This is a genomic window from Streptomyces sp. NPDC054794 (assembly GCF_053611585.1).
Genome location: NZ_JBSHAQ010000025.1, coordinates 128,859 through 145,771, shown reverse-complemented (window position 1 = coordinate 145,771; position 16,913 = coordinate 128,859). Strand labels below are relative to the sequence as shown.

9 protein-coding genes are annotated in these 16,913 nt (G+C 70.3%); 5 read left to right on the top strand and 4 right to left on the bottom strand.

The features are described from left to right. Positions 1-142 precede the first annotated feature (142 nt). Entirely contained in the window at positions 143-1,843 is a 1,701-nt protein-coding gene (locus ACWGKT_RS25870) for a TIGR04141 family sporadically distributed protein (protein ID WP_453275574.1), read from the bottom strand. 155 nt (positions 1,844-1,998) lie between these two features. On the opposite strand from ACWGKT_RS25870, the gene ACWGKT_RS25865 reads away from it, so the two are divergent. Then, positions 1,999-3,654, top strand: coding sequence for an N-6 DNA methylase (locus tag ACWGKT_RS25865; RefSeq protein ID WP_453275573.1), 1,656 nt, complete (start codon positions 1,999-2,001; stop codon positions 3,652-3,654). 21 nt (positions 3,655-3,675) lie between these two features. Here ACWGKT_RS25865 and ACWGKT_RS25860 read toward each other — a convergent pair whose 3' ends face one another. From ACWGKT_RS25860 to ACWGKT_RS25850, 3 genes are read right to left on the bottom strand one after another with little or no spacing between them, the layout of a single operon-like run. After that, a complete protein-coding gene (locus ACWGKT_RS25860) occupies positions 3,676-5,811 on the bottom strand; it encodes a UvrD-helicase domain-containing protein (RefSeq protein WP_453275572.1) in 2,136 nt (711 codons plus the stop codon). A 30-nt stretch (positions 5,812-5,841) separates the two neighbouring features. Further along, on the bottom strand, positions 5,842-7,095 hold the full coding sequence (locus ACWGKT_RS25855; protein ID WP_453275571.1) for an McrC family protein: 1,254 nt from the start codon (positions 7,093-7,095) through the stop codon (positions 5,842-5,844). Continuing rightward, complete coding sequence (locus tag ACWGKT_RS25850) at positions 7,092-8,918, bottom strand: DUF4357 domain-containing protein (protein ID WP_453275570.1); 1,827 nt, start codon at positions 8,916-8,918, stop codon at positions 7,092-7,094. The genes ACWGKT_RS25855 and ACWGKT_RS25850 overlap by 4 nt, the downstream gene beginning before the upstream one ends. 459 nt (positions 8,919-9,377) lie before the next feature. Here ACWGKT_RS25850 and ACWGKT_RS25845 point away from each other — a divergent pair, with 459 nt between their 5' ends. The 4 genes from ACWGKT_RS25845 to ACWGKT_RS25830 are packed head-to-tail and all read left to right on the top strand — an operon-like array spanning position 9,378 to position 16,879. Next, entirely contained in the window at positions 9,378-10,697 is a 1,320-nt protein-coding gene (locus tag ACWGKT_RS25845) for a sigma-70 family RNA polymerase sigma factor (RefSeq protein ID WP_453275569.1), read from the top strand. 37 nt (positions 10,698-10,734) lie between these two features. Then, positions 10,735-13,881, top strand: coding sequence for a helicase-related protein (locus ACWGKT_RS25840; protein WP_453275568.1), 3,147 nt, complete (start codon positions 10,735-10,737; stop codon positions 13,879-13,881). Further along, positions 13,878-15,761, top strand: a complete 1,884-nt coding sequence (gene drmB / locus ACWGKT_RS25835) for a DrmB family protein (RefSeq protein WP_453275567.1) — start codon at positions 13,878-13,880, stop codon at positions 15,759-15,761. The genes ACWGKT_RS25840 and drmB overlap by 4 nt, the downstream gene beginning before the upstream one ends. Positions 15,762-15,766: 5 nt before the next feature. Continuing rightward, positions 15,767-16,879 (top strand): AAA family ATPase, encoded by a 1,113-nt coding sequence (locus ACWGKT_RS25830; protein ID WP_453275566.1) that lies wholly within the window; start codon positions 15,767-15,769, stop codon positions 16,877-16,879. The last annotated feature ends 34 nt before the right edge of the window (positions 16,880-16,913 follow it).

The following is a 16,913-nucleotide window of genomic DNA, read 5'->3' as shown; positions in this document are numbered from 1 at the left end:
GTTCCGATCCGGCTCCCGCCGGCCGGAACGAGGGGTGGCGGCAGCCGTCGCTTTGTGCAGTCGGAAGTCCCAGCAATGTCCCGGGGGGATCCCGCCGCGGACGGCAGCTGTCTTGCCCTGCACGGAAGCAGCGTCGGAATGCTCAGCCGTGGACCGCTGCACCGATCCCCACGTGACTCAACGGCAGGGGGAGCGCGTCGGCGCTGCCTTCCGAGATACCGACGACCTCGACCGTCACTCCTCGTGCTGCCAGGGCCTTCGCGGTCTGGGCCATGGTGATCTGGGAGAAGCCGAAGATGGACTCCGGGGTCAGGTTCTCACGGTTCTTGAGCAGCACGGCAAGGACGATCCGCCGGGGCGTGAAGTCCTCCGGAAGCACGCACTCGCCTCCACTGAGCCGGGCCACCTTGGCGGTGAAGTCCACACGGACCTGGGCGGACTCCTGGAGCAGCTCCACCGCTACCCTGGCCTGGCTGAACAGGTGACTCAGCGGACCGGAACCGCCTGCGCGCTTCACGAGGATCAAGGTGCCGTCGGGCATGAGCAGATCGCAGATCTCGACCTGATCCCTGGCCCGGAGAGGGTTGGCGACGTTCTTGGTGTCGAGGCACAGCCAGCCGCGCCGGTCGTCAGCCACCCGGTTGTTGTAGTCGTTCTCCGACTCGCCGCCCACCCAGGACGGAAGGGAGACGGAGGGCGAGGGAGAGAACAGCGCCCTCACCGTGGCCTGACACTCTTCGACGTAGGCGGCTCCGGCCTCGTACCACTCGCCGTCCATCAGGAAGAACCGTCTGGAGCCGAGTGAGATGCCGGCCTCCAGCCAGCTCAGCGCGCTGGTGACGGCGAGCGTGTCGACGGCCCGCGCCCCGCGGTCCCTGGCAAGGGTCACGGTCCCCTCGCGCAGCGCCTTGAGGCGTCGGCCGGGCGGCGCGAGCCGGGCCCGGGTGAGTACGTATCCGAGGTCGAAGTCGGAGGAGCGCAGTGCACCGCTGCTGTTGATCTGCGTCATGTACGTGGTGGCCTCCGTGTACGCCGCGTGGTGTTCGGAAGGGACGGCGATGGAGATCCGCCCGTCAGCGGGCCGGCCGAGACGGTCGTCCAGGGCCTGGTCGAGGGCGTCGAGGGTTGTTGCATCACCGACCGGGACGATGTGGTCGACGAACTCCAGCTCCTGGTTCGGGATGTCCTCACGGCAGATTCTGGCGATGGTCCGCAGGTCGGAGAGCAGAGCTTCCGGCTCGACTCCGAGGGCGATCCTCAGCCCGCACCCGCCCTGGGCGCTGACGGCCTTTCCACGCGTGTACCGCGACCGGGTGAGCGGCAGGTCGTCGAGGTATCCGCCCAGGCTACGCACGATGCGCGAGTGGTCACGGATGCCCAGTACCGGAACCGGGGCGCCCCCCGGAACCAGGGAGATGTCGGTGCGCGCCTGCCCGAGCGACCTCGACACAGCCCCGCGGATCATGTTCGGGTCCATCTGCCGGATGGCGAAGGAGAGACCGAAGCGCTTGTCCTTGAGGTGTTCGGGGATCAGCCGGTACCCCTGATCGCAGCCGATGGCGTACACCGTGTCGTCGATGGCGAGCAGAAGCACGGCAGCGGTGCGGCGGACGCTCTCGTTGACGGCGATACCGGTGGTGCGCGACATGGGTTCGCACCAAGGAGCCTCGGTACGTTCCATCCCGCAGGTGATGTACACGGACGGGACCCCAAGTACCTCCGGTAAATGTGCATCTGCGCCGAGGCTGTCCAGAAGTTCGAGGTCAAGGGCGTACAGCATGGCCTCCGGGGTGGGGGCGACGCCGGACAGCCGGTAAATGGTGCGTACTGCGGTGGATGCCAAGGGGTGCCTCCGTGGACGGCTGTGGCTGGGGCGCGCGCCGCGGCGTGCTGGTCCAGGTGAGAATCAGGTACACACGAGAGGGTGGCCCAAGTGCGTGTACGTTGTCAACGCACTATGCTCTGGCGGGTGGGTAACAGTCCGTGTACGCTGGGGTTATGACGGACAATGCCGCCCCATCGGTCGCCCCACTGGTCACCGGCGCCGAGATCGCTCGGTTGGCCGGAGTTACTCGGGCTGCTGTCTCCAACTGGCGTCGGCGCTACGACGACTTCCCCGCGCCGGCGGGAGGTGCTGCGAACAGTCCGCTCTACGCGCTCGCGGAGGTCCAGGAATGGCTGGACAAGCAACGCAAAGGCCAGGAGGTGTCACCCGAGGTCGAGTTGTGGCAGGCCATGCGGGCCGTGTACGGGGAGCAGATGGTCGAGGGCTTGGCACAGGTTGCCGCGGTGTTGGCCGGCGAGGCTGGACCGGGACTGCCGGATGATGTCGCCGCCCGAGTACAGGGGCTTGCCCAGACGGAATCGCCCGTCGACCTCGTCAACGGACTGACCGAACGATTCATGGACTCCGCTCGCCGCACGGGCTCCGACCAGGTGACCCCCGAGCGTGTGGTGCGGGCCGTGTGCCACTTCGCTCCGGAGCTGCCGTCCGACGCCACTGTCTTTGATCCCGCCTGCGGAATCGGGGTGCTGCTCCTGTCCGTCGCTGCCGAGGTCGGTACGCGCTGCAGCGGCCAGGAGATGGACGAGGACAGCGCCCTCTTCGCACAGCTCCGGGCCGACCTCCTGGGCCGATCAGGCGTGCGTATCGTGGCAGGTGATTCCCTGCGCGCGGATCAATGGCCGGACCTCAAGGCCGATCTGGTCGTCTGTGACCCTCCAGCGGGCGTGACCGAGTGGGGGCGGGAGGAACTGCTGCTCGACTCCCGCTGGGATCTCGGCACCCCGTCCAAGGCCGAAGGGGAGCTCGCGTGGCTCCAGCACGCCTATGCGCACACCGTGCCCGGCGGCCAAGTCCTCATGGTCATGCCGGCCTCGGTCGCCTACCGCAAGGCAGGTCGCCGCATCCGGGCGGAACTCGTGCGCAGGGGCATCGTGCGCCAAGTCATCGCCCTGCCGCCGGGGACGGCGACCTCGCACGCCCTGCCCGTCCATCTGTGGTGTCTGCAGCGTCCCGTGAGCCCGGGAGGCGCGGACACCGGCCACACCGTGCGCATGGTCGACCTGACGGACAACAGCCCCGACGGGAATCTGGAACCATGCTCCGACCAGGTCGCCGACGTACCGCTGATCGAACTCCTCGACGACACCGTCGACCTGACACCCGGGAACCATCTCCGTTCCCGACACCGCGACTTCCCCGGTGAGTACGCTGCCCTGCGCAAGGAGTTGGAGGACCAGATCCGCCGACTCGCCGCCCTTCTGCCCGAGCTCGCTCACGGCGGCGGGCCGGGCTCGCTGGACGGCGCCACCACCAGTGTCGCGGATCTCGCCCGCGCCGGGCTCGTGGCGTACGACGGTCCGGAGCCGGTCTCGGCCAGCGAGCAGCTCGACACGGATTATCTGCAAGGATTCCTGCGCAGCTCCGCCAACGCCCGCAGGGCCACGAGCGCGAGCGGGTCCTATCGGTTCGACGGCAGGGGTTCACGAATCCCCCGAATGGGCATCGACGAGCAGCGCCGGTACGGCTCTGCCTTCCGGGCCCTGTCCGCCTTCGAGGAAGGAATGCGCAAGGTCGACGAGCTGAGCCGGCAGCTTGCCGAGGTCGCCCGTGACGGTCTCGCTACGGGCGCCCTGGCACCGGAGGAATGAGGGACTGAGCCGCGGGGCCGATCACGCGACGTGCGGAAGAAACGGGCTCGCTGGCCCGCTCCACGTCACACTCAGCGTCTCGCGGGCACGCGTGCAGGCGACGAAGAGCAGACAACGCTCGCGGAGCAGGTCGGCATCATGCTGAAGCGGGTCCGCCTCACGCGGGGTGATCTCACGGGCGAACGGGACGGTGCCTTCGGCGACACCGAGCACGGACACCGCCCGGAACTCCAGGCCCTTCATCGCGTGCATGGTCGCCAACCGTACGCCCTCGGACCCTTGCACCACCTGCCCCTTGACCCGCAGCACCGGGATACCGGCGGCCTTCAGCTTCTCCTCGGCCGTGTCCAGGGAGAGGTTGAAACGGGAGCACACGCCGATCTCGTGCGGCGCGAGGCCCTCGGCGAGCAACGCTCGGACCCGCTCCACCAGTGCCTCGGTCTCCGCCTGCCGAGTCGCGTACCCCTGCACCTGGGGGCGGCGCCCGTGGAGCAGGGAGCGGTACCCGGCCAGTGAGTCCGTCCCGTCGCCCTCCAGCGCGTCGACGGTCACGGGTGCGAGGAGGCGAGCCGACCAGGCGAGTATCTCCTCCGTGGAGCGGTAATTGACGCGCAAACGGAAGCTGCGGCCGGCCGTGGTGATGCCCAGCGAGCCGAGTGACACCCGGGAGTCGTAGATCCGCTGATGCGGGTCGCCGGTGACGAACAGGTCGTCGGGGCCGGGGGAGACGGCGGCGCGCAGTACACGCCACTGCGCGGGATGCAGGTCCTGTGCCTCGTCGACGACGACATGGGCGTACGGAGCCGGCCGGTCGGTGAGGAGTTCCGCCGCGTGGGCGCAGATGCGCAGGTGTGTGGTCTCACCGCGGTCGCGCAGGAACTGCTCGAACCGCTCCACGCCGCTCCATACCTCCCGGCGGCGCGTGGGCCCGAGTCCCGTGCCGCGGCCGCGGCGGCTCGCGCCGAGGTAGGCGTCGAGATCGCGGAGGTTCTGGCCGAGGACGACGTGCCGGTACTCCTGGGCCAGGAACTGGGCGGTGAACGGCAGATCGAGCTGCTTGATCGCCTTCTCCCACAGCTGCCGCTGTTCCCGGTCCCCGACCGGTTTGGGCACGGCCGCCGAGATCGCGCGCACGACGCCGTTCGCGCAGGCGTCGACCGTCGTCACGTCGACCCGCGCCAGCAGCTCCTCGTCCCCGTCGAGGAGCAGGCCGAGCATCTCGCGCAGTCCGGAGGCGAGCGCGTTCGTGTACGTGGTGAGCAGGACGCGGCCGTCCCCGGCGCGGCCGAGCAGGTGCTTGACCCGGTGCAGGGCGGCCACGGTCTTGCCCGTTCCGGGTCCGCCGGTGACCTGGACGGGACCGCCGTACGAGGTGCGGTAGGCGACGCGCCGCTGGGAGGGGTGGAGGAACACCCGCCATGCAGCGAACGGCTTCTCCAGCATCTCCTCCAGATCCTGCGGCCCGGTGACCAGCCGGATGCGCGCGGGGGTGTTGGCGATCACCGTGGCCAGGTCCTCGACCGGCTCGGCGGGCGCGTCGGCGGGCCGACGGACGGCGACGACGTCCCGGTAGACCTCTTCCGGGCTGAAGCCCTCGGCGAGGTATTGCAGGGCCTCCAGCTGATCCTCCGGCAGGAGTGTGGCGAACGCCTCCAGTTGGGCCTTGTCCACCAGGGAGCGCGCGGCGCGCAGCACCTGGTCGTCGATACCGAGTTCGCGCAGTGTGCCGTCGGAGACGTCTGCGAGCAGCAGCCGAGGCGCCGTGCGCGCGGCCGTCTCGTACAGCGGTGTCAGCTCGTCCAGGGCGACGGCGTTGCGCACCTCCAGGGCCCGCGTGGCGGAGTTCGCGCTGTACAGACGCTTCGCCGCCCAGGTGTAGGCGTCGTCGTGCGGCAGGACATTGACCAGGAGGAACATGTCGCTGCCGTCGTCGGGTGCGAGGACGACGCCCCGCCAGAAGTCGGTGATGCGAATCGTACGCATCCGCGGGTCACGGGCGTTCTCCACGGACTCCAGGTGCAGACCCTTGTCCGCGTTGAGTTCGGCGACGCTCAAGGCCTGGAACTTCGCCATGGCCTTGCGTACTCCGGCTCGGACGGGCTTCTCCAGGGTGTCGTAGCCGTCCCAGAAGCTTTGGGCGAAGGCGAGCCGAGGCATGAGGTCGCTTCCTTTCTGCAAGCCGGTTATTCATGATCGCGAGTGGGAGGCGTTCACGGTCAGCCGACCGGTGATCTCCCGGATTGCCGTGAGGAGTTGTACGGGCTCGCGGGAGAGATCGAGACTGTGCTGGTACAGCCGCACGCCCCGCCCGTCCGGCCCCGCCGCCGTTCCCCGCACCTCATGGAAGCGCTCCGGCTGTCGTCCGGCCGCGTACACCAGGTGCGCTTCGGGCAGACCGAGCACGGTGGCGTAGGCGAGCGCCTGGTACAGGTCGGCGTTGAGGAGTCCGTCGGCTTTCTCGACCTTGTACTTGGCGTCGACGACGGCCACCGGAGTACGGCCGTCGCCGGTACGGACGACCAGGTCGGGCCGGATGCGTACGAGACCGGCGATGTCGAGGTGATGGGGGTCCTGGAGACGCGCGGTCAGGCCGCGCTCCCGAAGAGCCTCGCGCAGGGCGGAGGTGACGAAGTCCTCGAACAGCTTGTTCATGTCGAGCAGAAAGCCGTCCACGGCGAGCGGATCGGCCCCGGCCGGCCGGTGCTCCGGCGAGGTGCCGCGCAGGACGGCTTCGGCGAGCCGCAGCGCGGGCTGGTACCGGGAGTTGAGGCGTGACGGCTGCCAACGCGGCAGCTCCTGCCCCGGTATCAGCGGCAGAACATCGGCAAGACGTACACGCTGATGAGCGAGGCGTCGCCGGACGGGACCGGGAACGTCCGGCAGCCGCAGCAACCGCTCGGCGGCGGCGCGCAGGATGCGGTTCTCGGCGGTGTCGACGGTGTACGCGTCGTAGACGATCTCCACGGGCGGCGTACGGCCGAAGTGCCGCCGAATCTGCTCGGCCTCGCGCAGTCGCCCGCGCACGACCAGCGCGGACTCCTCCACTTCCCGGTAGCCTTGGAGGATCCCCTGCCGCAGTGCTCCGTCGATCTGCCGCTCCACGGCGTGCGCGAGTGCGGGGACGACGTCGTCGTACGCGCCGGTGTCGACGGTGCCCTCCCCGCTGTCCCGCCAGGCCCGGGCCGGGTCGAGGCTGAACCCGAGGAGGAAGAACAGCCGGCTCACCGGGGTCTTGGGCATGATCCGTACGACGGGACCGCCGGGTGTGCGCACGGCGCCGACCCGGCTGCCGGCACGCAGGAGCCAGTGCCCGCTCCGGCCGGGATCGGGGGTCGCGCTCTGCAGGATGCCGGAGGCGGCCAGGGCTCGCCCGGCCTCGGCGCTCAGTGGGACGCAGACGGCGGGCCCGTATTCGCGCAGCGAGACGTCGGGCACGGTCACGGGCGCTGCTCGCGCAGGGAGTCGAGGCCGTAGCGGGCGGCGACGTCGAGGCCCTCGCCGTAGTGGTGTTCCTCCAGCAGAGGAAGGATCTTCGTGCGCCAGGTCCGTTCGAGCCCGCCGTCGCGGTACACGCCCGGCTTCATCAGGTACGACGGCCCGATGGCGAAATCGGTGTCGTCGATGAGGACATTGAGGGCGTCGAGAAGGCGGGCGGGCTCCAGTTGTCTGCCCTCGCGCTCCAGCCAGCGCGCGAGCAGGCCGGCGGTCGGTTCGGTGCGCGGGGACAGCTCCACGAACGCGAAGCGGCGCCGCATCGCCGCGTCGACGAGGGCGATCGATCGGTCTGCGGTGTTCATCGTGCCGATCACGAAGAGGTTGGGCGGCAGCGCGAAGTCGTCCCCGGAGTAGGTGAGACGGACCGACTTCGTCCGGTACTCCAGGAGGAAGTACAGCTCGCCGAAGACCTTCGCCAGGTTGGCACGGTTGATCTCGTCGATGATCAGGAAGTGGGGGATGTGCCGGTTGCCCTCGCGGGAGGCGAGATCGGCGAGCTCCCTGAGCGGGCCCGCCGTCAGCCGGAAGGCCACCTCACGCGTCTCGGGGTCCTCCACGGGCCGGAACCCCTCGAAGAAGTCCTCGTAGGCGTAGGAGGGATGGAACTGCACGATCTTGACCTGCTCCGGACCGCCACCGAAGTACTCGGCCAGCTTCATCGCCAGGAAGGTCTTGCCGGTGCCCGGTGGACCGTAGAACACCAACTGCCTCTCGTCCACGAGAAGTTCACGTATCTCGTCCAGCCAGGCGCGGTCGTGGACGAGGAGGTCGGCCGCGAGCGCCTCGGTGACGTGCGGCAGCGACAGCTCTCGCTGCATCGGCCGTTCCTCAGCGGGGTACTCGCCCGTGTCGCCGGTTGCCGCCGGGGCCGTGCGCTCCGTCTGCCCTGTGAGCCCGTCGAGCGCTTCCAGAACGCCGGTCAGGTCGACGACGTCATGCTGAACGGACAGCTTCTGCTGCACCTCTTCCGGCAGTTCCTCGTACGCATGGCTCTGCGGCAGCCAGGTGACGGTCCTGCGCAGATTGGACAGTCCGCCCGGCGACGAGGTCCGCACGGTCTCCCCGATGATGCGCCCGATGTGCAGCCGGCCGTCGCCGATGGTGGCGACGGTGTCGCCGACGCGCATCTGCGTCAGGAAGGCGTGCAGTTCGTCGACGAGGCCTCGCTTCTGACTGTAGGAGGCCGCCCCCTCGTAGCCCTCCTCCACGAAGCGGCGAAGCGCGCTCTTGGTCGGATCGGTCTCTTCCACGGGCGGCAGATGCGCGGCCGCGAGAGAGATGAAGCCCTCCTTCAACCACAGCTGTCGCACCAGGTTGTGCCCGGAGACATTGGAGCCGCGCACCAGCCACGCCTTGCGTGGGGGGCGCCAGCCGGTGGACAGATAGTCGGCGAGCGGGTGGCCCTCCGCCGTGCGCCACGACTCGGGTCCGGAAGCGTCGTAACCGTGGACGAGAGCGGCGGCGGCCGAGGAGGAGTTGCACTCGATGTCTCGGGTCGCCACCCAATGCGGTGGCGCCGCGGGCCGGTCGGGGTCGGCGGGAGCGTCGGCGAACCCTCCGTTCGCGCGCAGTTCGGCGCGCAGCCGACGCGCGTGGTCGCCGAGACCCGGCCACGCCTCGGCGACCACTGCCGACCCCTCCAGCAGGAGGAACTTGTGCGTGCCGTTGTCGCCGAACTCGGTGAGCAGGTGTCCGCGGGCCTCGCCGGCCTCCTTGGAGAGCTTGATGCGGAACTCGGGCGTGCCGGGGAGGCGGTCGAGCTGCGGCATGGGCGACCTTCCGGGATGAGCGAGGCCTGCGCGAACGCGCTCACCCTACCTGTTGACGCCGTCAATTGACCCATATCGAACACGTAAACGGATTAGGTGAATGTGTTGACGGTGTAAACGCACCGGTTCTAGAGTACTGCTTGCGCCCGGCCGACTGTTCGCCGGAAGTCCGGGTGCTCAAACGCTCAAGTGGGGGGCACTATGGGTGGGGAGCCGGCGGCCGAGGCCAGACGGCGCACGATCGAGGCGGAGTTGCCGTCGGTCATCGAGAGGCTGAGACGTTCCGCGTCTCATTCGGGCCTCGTCAGTCATCGGGCCTTCGCCCTGGAGGCGGACCGACTCGGGCTCACGAGTGACGAGCAGCAACGAAGGCTGCGCAACGGACTTGCCGCTGTCGGTCTTCACGTGAAGCCCTCGCGCCGGAAACGGTGCCGGACCTCCGCCGCGGAACCTGTCGTCGTGTCAATCCCGCCGCAACCCGGCGGCCCCGTGCTTCGGCCAGGGGCGCAGCGCAGTGCTGCCCCCGAACCCGCGTCCGTCCCCAGTGAAGCGGCCGGACGCCTGGCCCAGGCCCGGCACATGCTGGCCCGCTACGCCGATGCCGACGGCAAGGTCGGCAAACTGGCCCACGACGGCGTCGTGCGACTCCACGGGCTCAGCCCCGCCGAAGCGCGGGAGCTGACCGTGGACTTCCCGATCAACCGCCCGGGTCTGCCCCGCTCGGTCGCCCAGGCACTGACCGGTGGTCAGACGACCCGCTCGGCGAGGCCGGCGTCCCTCGCCGCGTCGGGAACCGCGTCGCCGAAGCCGCCGACCGGCAAGAAGCGCGTAGCCCGCACCGCCGCTTCCGCCACGGACGACGGACTGTCAAACACCGTCCGCGCGGCCCGGGCCGTGCTGGAGGAGGACCGGTGGCGGCGGAACCTGGGCAAGGTGCTGCTCAAGGCGGAAGAGGAAGTGGGCCTCGCCGTTCTTCTCCGTGGTGGCCTTGACCATCTCGGCCGCGATGTTCCGGCGGAGGAGATCAAGGCGCTGCCTCGCGACAGCGAGCGGTGGCATGCCTACGAATGCCTTGTCCTGCACAACCAGCGGCTCGTGTGGAAGATCGCACACGGCTACCAGGGGCACGGACTAGACATCGAGGACCTCGTCCAGCACGGAACCCTCGGACTGATGCGCGCGGTCCGCAAGTTCGACGCCACCAAGGGCTTCAAGCTGTCGACCTATGCGACGTGGTGGATCAAGCAGGCCATGACTCGGGCCATCGCCGACGAGGGCACCATGATCCGGCTGCCTGTACACATGCACGAAAGGGTCAGCAAGGTCGCCGTCGCCGAGCGCAAGCTGTTGAGCGAGGGCCGCCCTCGGACCGTCGACAACGTGGCCTACGCGACCGGCCTCACCTTCGCCGAGATGGAGGAGGTACGCCGGATCAGCCGGCCCACCGACTCCCTGGACCGCATCATCGGCGACGACGCGGCCCTCGGCGACCTGATCATCGGGCCGAGCCGGCTGCCCGGGCCCCCGATCGTGCTCCTCCGCAAGGAGTTTCAGGAACGCCTGCGGCACATCCTGGGGCACCTCACCGAGCGTGAGCAGCATGTCCTCGTCCGGCGTACCGGACTTGACGGCGACGAGCCGGACACGCTCGAGGACATCGGAGTCGTCTTCGGCGTCACGCGCGAGCGCATCCGCCAGATCGAATCGAAGGCCAAGGCCAAGTTCCTTGGCCAGTTGATCCGCCACGGGCTGATCCCGTCGCACCTGCGCACCGTGTGAACCGGCCGCATCCCATCTGATCCGAAGGAACCCGCACATGGACCCGCGCCAGGAGCTGGTCGACTACCTCACCCGCCAGCTCGTCGGCCCCGTCGGCGAAGACGACGAGGTGCTCGACGCGCCGCCGGACCGGCAGTACCTGATGGGCACGCTCTACCCGCAACAGGCGGACCGCCGACGCCGGCTCGACCTCGCCGCCGACGACCCCGAGGCACCCGGTGCCGAGCAGGACGCCCCCGATGTGGACCCGGCCCCCGACCCCGTGCCCGAGACCAACAGCTGGCTTCCCGCGTCCCTCGGCATCAGCTTCTACACCGATGCCGTAGACGTCGAGGTGAGCTGTGCCGCCGCCCGCTACGAGACGCAGCGGAACGAACCCGGGCGCGGTCGGCGCTGGAAGCGCGTCCCCCTCACGCCCGAGACACACACGGTCGGCCCCGACCGGGAGGAGGTGCCCGTCCTCGACGGCCGCGCGAAGATCCAGCTGACCCGCCGCTCCTACGGCGCGGGCACCCTCATCACCGTGGCCCTGGTCAACGACAAGCACCACGACGCTGCCGACGACAAGGCGCCGGACTGGGACGACATGCTGTTCCAGTGCCGGCTCAGCGTCCGCCCCGCTGATGGTGCCGTGCTGCCGTATCCAAGCGTCCGGCTCGCCAGCCGCGATCCCGAGGAACGCGAACTGCGCCTTCAGTACCGGCACGTCGTCACCCATGCCGTCGGCCACGGCTGCGCCGTCCGCGAGGACCACGGCGAGGACGGCGGTGTCGAACTCCTCGCCTGCGAAGCCCTGCCACGCGCCGAGGTGCCCGCCATCCGGGCCGGCGGCCCGCTCGACGCCCCCGCGCTCACGATCTCCCACCTGGCCGACCCGGCCGTCGACAGGGATCAACTCCGCGAGGAACTCGCCGAGTTCGCCGCCTCGTACCACGCCTGGTACGTGGGCCAGCGATCCGTCGAGGTGCCGCCCTGGGGCCGGGAAGCCGCGGAGCGGATCCTCGACCGCGTCCACCAGGCGGTCACCCGCATCGAGGCCGGCGTACGTACCCTGTGCGACCCCGGCCGCCCCGAGCTCCTCGACGCCTTCCGCATCGCCCAGCGCGCCATGCTGCTGCAGATGCGGCACTCCGCCCCCGACCAGGCCGGTCAGCGGCGCCATCGCGCGGACCCCGTGGCCCTCGACCCGCCCCTCGACCCCAAGGCCACCTGGCGCCCCTTCCAGCTCGCCTTCTTCCTCCTCGCCCTCGACGGCGTCGCCGACCCCGGACACCGCGACCGCGAGACCACCGACCTCATCTGGTTCCCCACCGGTGGCGGCAAGACCGAGGCGTATCTGCTCCTGGCCGCCTTCACCATCGCCCTGCGCCGGATCCGCGGCGAAGGCGGCGGGACCACCGTGCTCAGCCGCTACACCCTCAGTCTGCTCACCACCCAGCAGTTCCAGCGCGCTGCCACCACGATCTGCGCCCTGGAACACCTGCGCCGCACCGAACCCGAGCTCGGCCTCGGCGGACCCATCACCATCGGCCTGTGGGTCGGCGACACCACCACCCCGAACAAGTTCGAGGCGGCCAAGATCGCCTTCGATGAGCAGCGCGACGCCAGCCACCCCGAGGACGTCTTCATCCTCGACCGCTGCCCGTGGTGCGGCACCCGCATCCTGCCGCCGACCCGGTCCAGCGTCCGCTCCGACTACGGAGTCCGCGCCGAGACGGACGAGTTCGCCTTCTACTGCACCCGCGACGAGTGCGCCTTCCACGACGTCCTGCCCGTCGCCGTCGTCGACCAGCACCTCTACGAGGATCCGCCCACCTTCGTCCTGGGCACCGTCGACAAGTTCGCCCGGCTCGCCTGGGAGCCCGACTCCGGCAGCCTCTTCGGCGCGGGCACCGGCAACCGGCCCCCGTCCCTGATCATCCAGGACGAGCTGCACCTGCTCACCGGACCGCTCGGCACCACGGTCGGCCTCTACGAGGCGGCCGTCCTGGAGCTGTGCACCGCCCCGGACGGCCGCCCGCCCAAGATCGTCGCCGCCACGGCCACCATCCGGCGCTCCGCCGAGCAGGTCCGCGCCCTGCACCACCAGGACGTCCAGCTCTTCCCGCCGTCCGGACTCGACGCCCGCGACAGCTTCTTCGCCGTCCCCGACACCGGCCGCCCCGGCCGCCTCTACCTCGGTGTCATGGCGCAGGGCCACACCGCGGGCCGCGGCGCCGTCGCCACCACGGCGGCCATGCTCCAGGGCGTCCACCAGCTCCCCGAGGAACACCGCGACGACTACTGGACACTCGTCGCCTACCACCACAGCCTGCGCGAACTCGGCCGTACCGTCACTGCGGCCGGCGACGACATCCCCGCCCAGCTCCGCGGCCTCGACGAGGGCGCGGGCACCCGCGAGTTGGTCGGCGAGCAGGTACAACAACTCGACAGCAGCGTGAAGCGCGCCGATCAGCCCATCCTCCTCGACCGCCTCGAAAAGCCCTGGACGGACCCCCGGTCGGTGTCGTTCCTGCCGTGCACCAACATGCTCTCCGTCGGCGTCGACGTGAAGCGGCTCGCGTACCTGCTCATGCAGGGCCAGCCCAAGACCACCGCCGAGTACATCCAGGCCACCAGTCGCGTCGGCCGCCACCACGTGCCCGGACTCGTCGTCACCTACTTCAACGCCACGCGCCCGCGCGACCGGTCCCACTACGAGACCTTCATGGACTACCACCGGGCGCTCTACCGCTTCGTCGAACCCGCCAGCGTCACCCCCTGGTCCCTGCCCGCCCGCCGCCGCGCCCTGCACGCCGCGCTCGTCATCCTGGTCCGCCACCGGCTCGGCCTGGCCGCCGAGAACCGGGCCGGACGGATCACCGACCACAAGGAAGAGGCAGGGCGGATCGCCGACGCCCTCGCCGAGCGTGCCGCGACCGCCGAGCGCGGCGCCACGGGAGCCGACGCCGACGCCGTACGCGCCGACGTGCGAGCGGAACTCGGCTACCTCCTGGACGACTGGTACCGGCAGGCCGACACCGCCGCCGCCGAGGGCAAGGACCTCTACTACCGCAGCCAGGGCAAGGGCCAGCACAACCTGCTCAAGGCCTTCGAACAGCGTTACGGCCTGTGGGAGACCCTCAACTCCATGCGCAGCGTCGACCGCGAGTGCCAGATCACCGTGACGGGAGCGGGAAAGTGAAGCGCAAACTCCGGGTACGTCAGGCGCAGACCGTGCTGCCGTTCGGCGTGGGCGCGGTACTCGACGTCCAGGGCGAGTCGTTCGTCGCCGCGGGCATAGAGAACTGGCCGGGGCTGAAGACCCCCGTCCCCGCCGAACGACTCGCCGCCCGCCTCGGCGTCACGGGTTTCTTCGCCGCGCCCCACACCCTCAACGACCGCTACGACCAGCCCGACCGCCCCGGCGTCCCCTATGTACGCTTCCCCGGCTGGCTGTTCTGCGGCTCCTGCCGGGCCATGGTCCGCTTTCTGCGCGACAACGAGAGGCCGGGCGAGCCGCCCGTCTGCACGTCCTGCGCCGCCGCACCCCGCCTCACCCCGATGCGGTTCGTCCGTATCTGCCCGGACGGACACCTCGACGACGTCGACTGGTGGTACTGGGCCCACTCCAAGCTCGCGCCCGAACTACGGGAGGCCTGCTCCGAGTCGAAGGACGCCTGGAAGGCGCGCCGGCTCAGCTTCCGCGTCGCGGACCGCGCCTCCGGACTCGAAGCGCTCTCGGTGCGCTGCGGAGCGACCGGGAAGGGCGGCAAGCCCTGCGGCGCCGAACGCGACCTGCTCGACGTCCTCGGCCCCCAGGGCGGACGCTGTTCGGGCCGCAACCCCTGGCAGCATTGGGACGCGAGGGCTTCCTGCGGCCAGCAGGTGCACATCGTGCAGCGCACCGCCGGCAACGTCTACTACCCGGTCGTCTACTCGGCCCTCGACATCCCTCAGACCGCCGAAGCCCCGCGTGCGGAGCGGAACATGGCGGAGGCCGTCCTGGGCCACGGCTACTGGCCGATCCTGCTCGACGCACTCGGCACGTCCAGGGCCGACACCTTCCGCGGCATGATCAAGGAGGACACCGACGCCCCCGACAGCCTCATCGACCAGCTCGTCGCGGAGGCCACGGGCGCCTCCGCGCAGCCGCCCGCCAACCGGCCGGAGCCCGGAAAGTCCGGCAAGATCGACCTGAGCCGCGACGAGTGGTACGCCTTCGACGCCAGTCAACTTCCCGAACCCACATCGGAGTTCGCGATCCGCCGCGGCGGACTCGGCCTCGACGGCGAGAAGGAGGAGCCCTGGGCCACCCTCGACGCGCACATCGACGGTGTCGTCCTCGTCGACCGCCTCCGCGAGGTGCGGGCGCTGACCGGCTTCCGCCGCCACTCGCCGGGCGGCACCCTCGTATCCGCGGACACCAGCGGCCGCCTGCGCTGGCTCCCCGCGACCGAGGTCTACGGCGAGGGCATCGTCCTCACCCTCGACGAACAGCGCCTCACCGCCTGGGAGAACGACCCCCGCGTGCGGGCCCACGTCCACGGTGTCCGTACGGACCTCGACGCGTCGTTCCGCGACGAACAGCTCGCCGAGACGACCGGCAGCGAACTCTCGCCCCGCTTCCTGCTCCTGCACACCGTCGCCCACCTGCTCATCCGCCAGCTGTCCTTCGACTCCGGCTACACCACCGCCAGCCTGCGCGAGCGCGTGTACGGCCGCCCCGAGTACGGCCAGCGCGGACTGCTGATCTACACGGCCGCCGGTGACGCGGAGGGCACTCTCGGCGGCCTGGTCCGGCAGGGCGAGGCACCGCACTTCGCCGAGACGCTCATCCGGATGCTGGAGGCGGCCGCCTGGTGCTCGGCCGACCCGCTGTGCGCCGAGCACACCGGCCAGGGCTTCGGCAACCTCAACCGGGCCGCCTGCCACGCCTGCACCCTGCTGCCCGAGACGAGCTGCCAGACCGGCAACACCCTCCTCGACCGCGCCCTGGTCGTCGGTTCCGCCCGCGTCCCCGGCTACTTCACCGACGTCCTCACCGCGAGCCGCGAGTACGCCGCCGCCATCGCCCAGGGATGACACCCATGACCACCGCGAACACCCCCTTCCTCCACCCCGACCTCACCCCCGCCCAGCGCGGCTGCCTGGACGCCCTGCCGCTGACCGGCAACCACGTCGTCAGCGGCCCGCCCGGCAGCGGCAAGAGCCTGCTCGCCGCACACCGCGCCGTCCACCTCGCCCTCACCGGCCGCCCCACCCTGCTGCTGTCGCGCTCCAACCTGCTGCGCCAGCTCCTTGGCGACACCCTCCAGGGCCTCACGGTCCCGGGCGCACCCGTCGAGGCCGCCACCGTCCACGGCTGGGTCCTGCGCCACTTCGGATACGGCGCGCCGCGCACCCAGGACGGCTGGTTCGACTGGGCGGCCCTCACCCAACAGGCAGCCGCCGCCCTCGGCGAGAACGAGGAGGCCACTCCCCACCTCGTCGTCGACGAGGGCCAGGACCTGTCGCCGGGCTTCTACCGCATGGCCCGCCTCGCCGCCGCCTCTGTGACGGTCTTCGCCGACGAGTGCCAGCGCCTCACCGAGACGAACTCCACCCTCACCGAGATCACCGACGCCCTCGGCCGCTCCACCGGACGTGTCGAGATCTCCGGCAACCACCGGAACACCCGCGAGATCGCCTCCCTCGCCGAGCACTTCCGCACCGGCGGTACCCGCCCCGACATCCCCTTCCGCAGCGGCACGCTGCCCGTCGTCCGCCAATACTCCGGCATCAAGGACCTTGCCGACGACATCGCCACCATGGCGGCGAGGCACCCGGGGGACCGTATCGGCGTCATCGTCAACTCCCTGCGTACGGCCGCCGATCTCATGCGCCGTCTGGAGCGCGGCGGCCTCGCCCATGAACCCCAGCTCTACAGTTCGGCGGCGTCCTCCGGCCGCTACCGCGACCTGGACCTCGCCCGCCCCGGCGTAGTCGTCGTCCACCGCGCCAGCGCCAAGGGCCTCGACTTCGACACCGTCGTCATCGCCGACGCGGAGTCCGACTCCGCCACCGACCCCACGGAGGCGACCCTGCGCATGGCCTACTACGTCATGATCACTCGTGCCCGGCAGCGGTTGGTGCTGGGCTGGCAGGGCAGCAGGCTGCCGCGGCAGCTGGAGGGGCTGCACGGGTGGGTGCGGATGCGGTGATGGCGACTGAGGCTACGAGCATGTTGGAAAACAC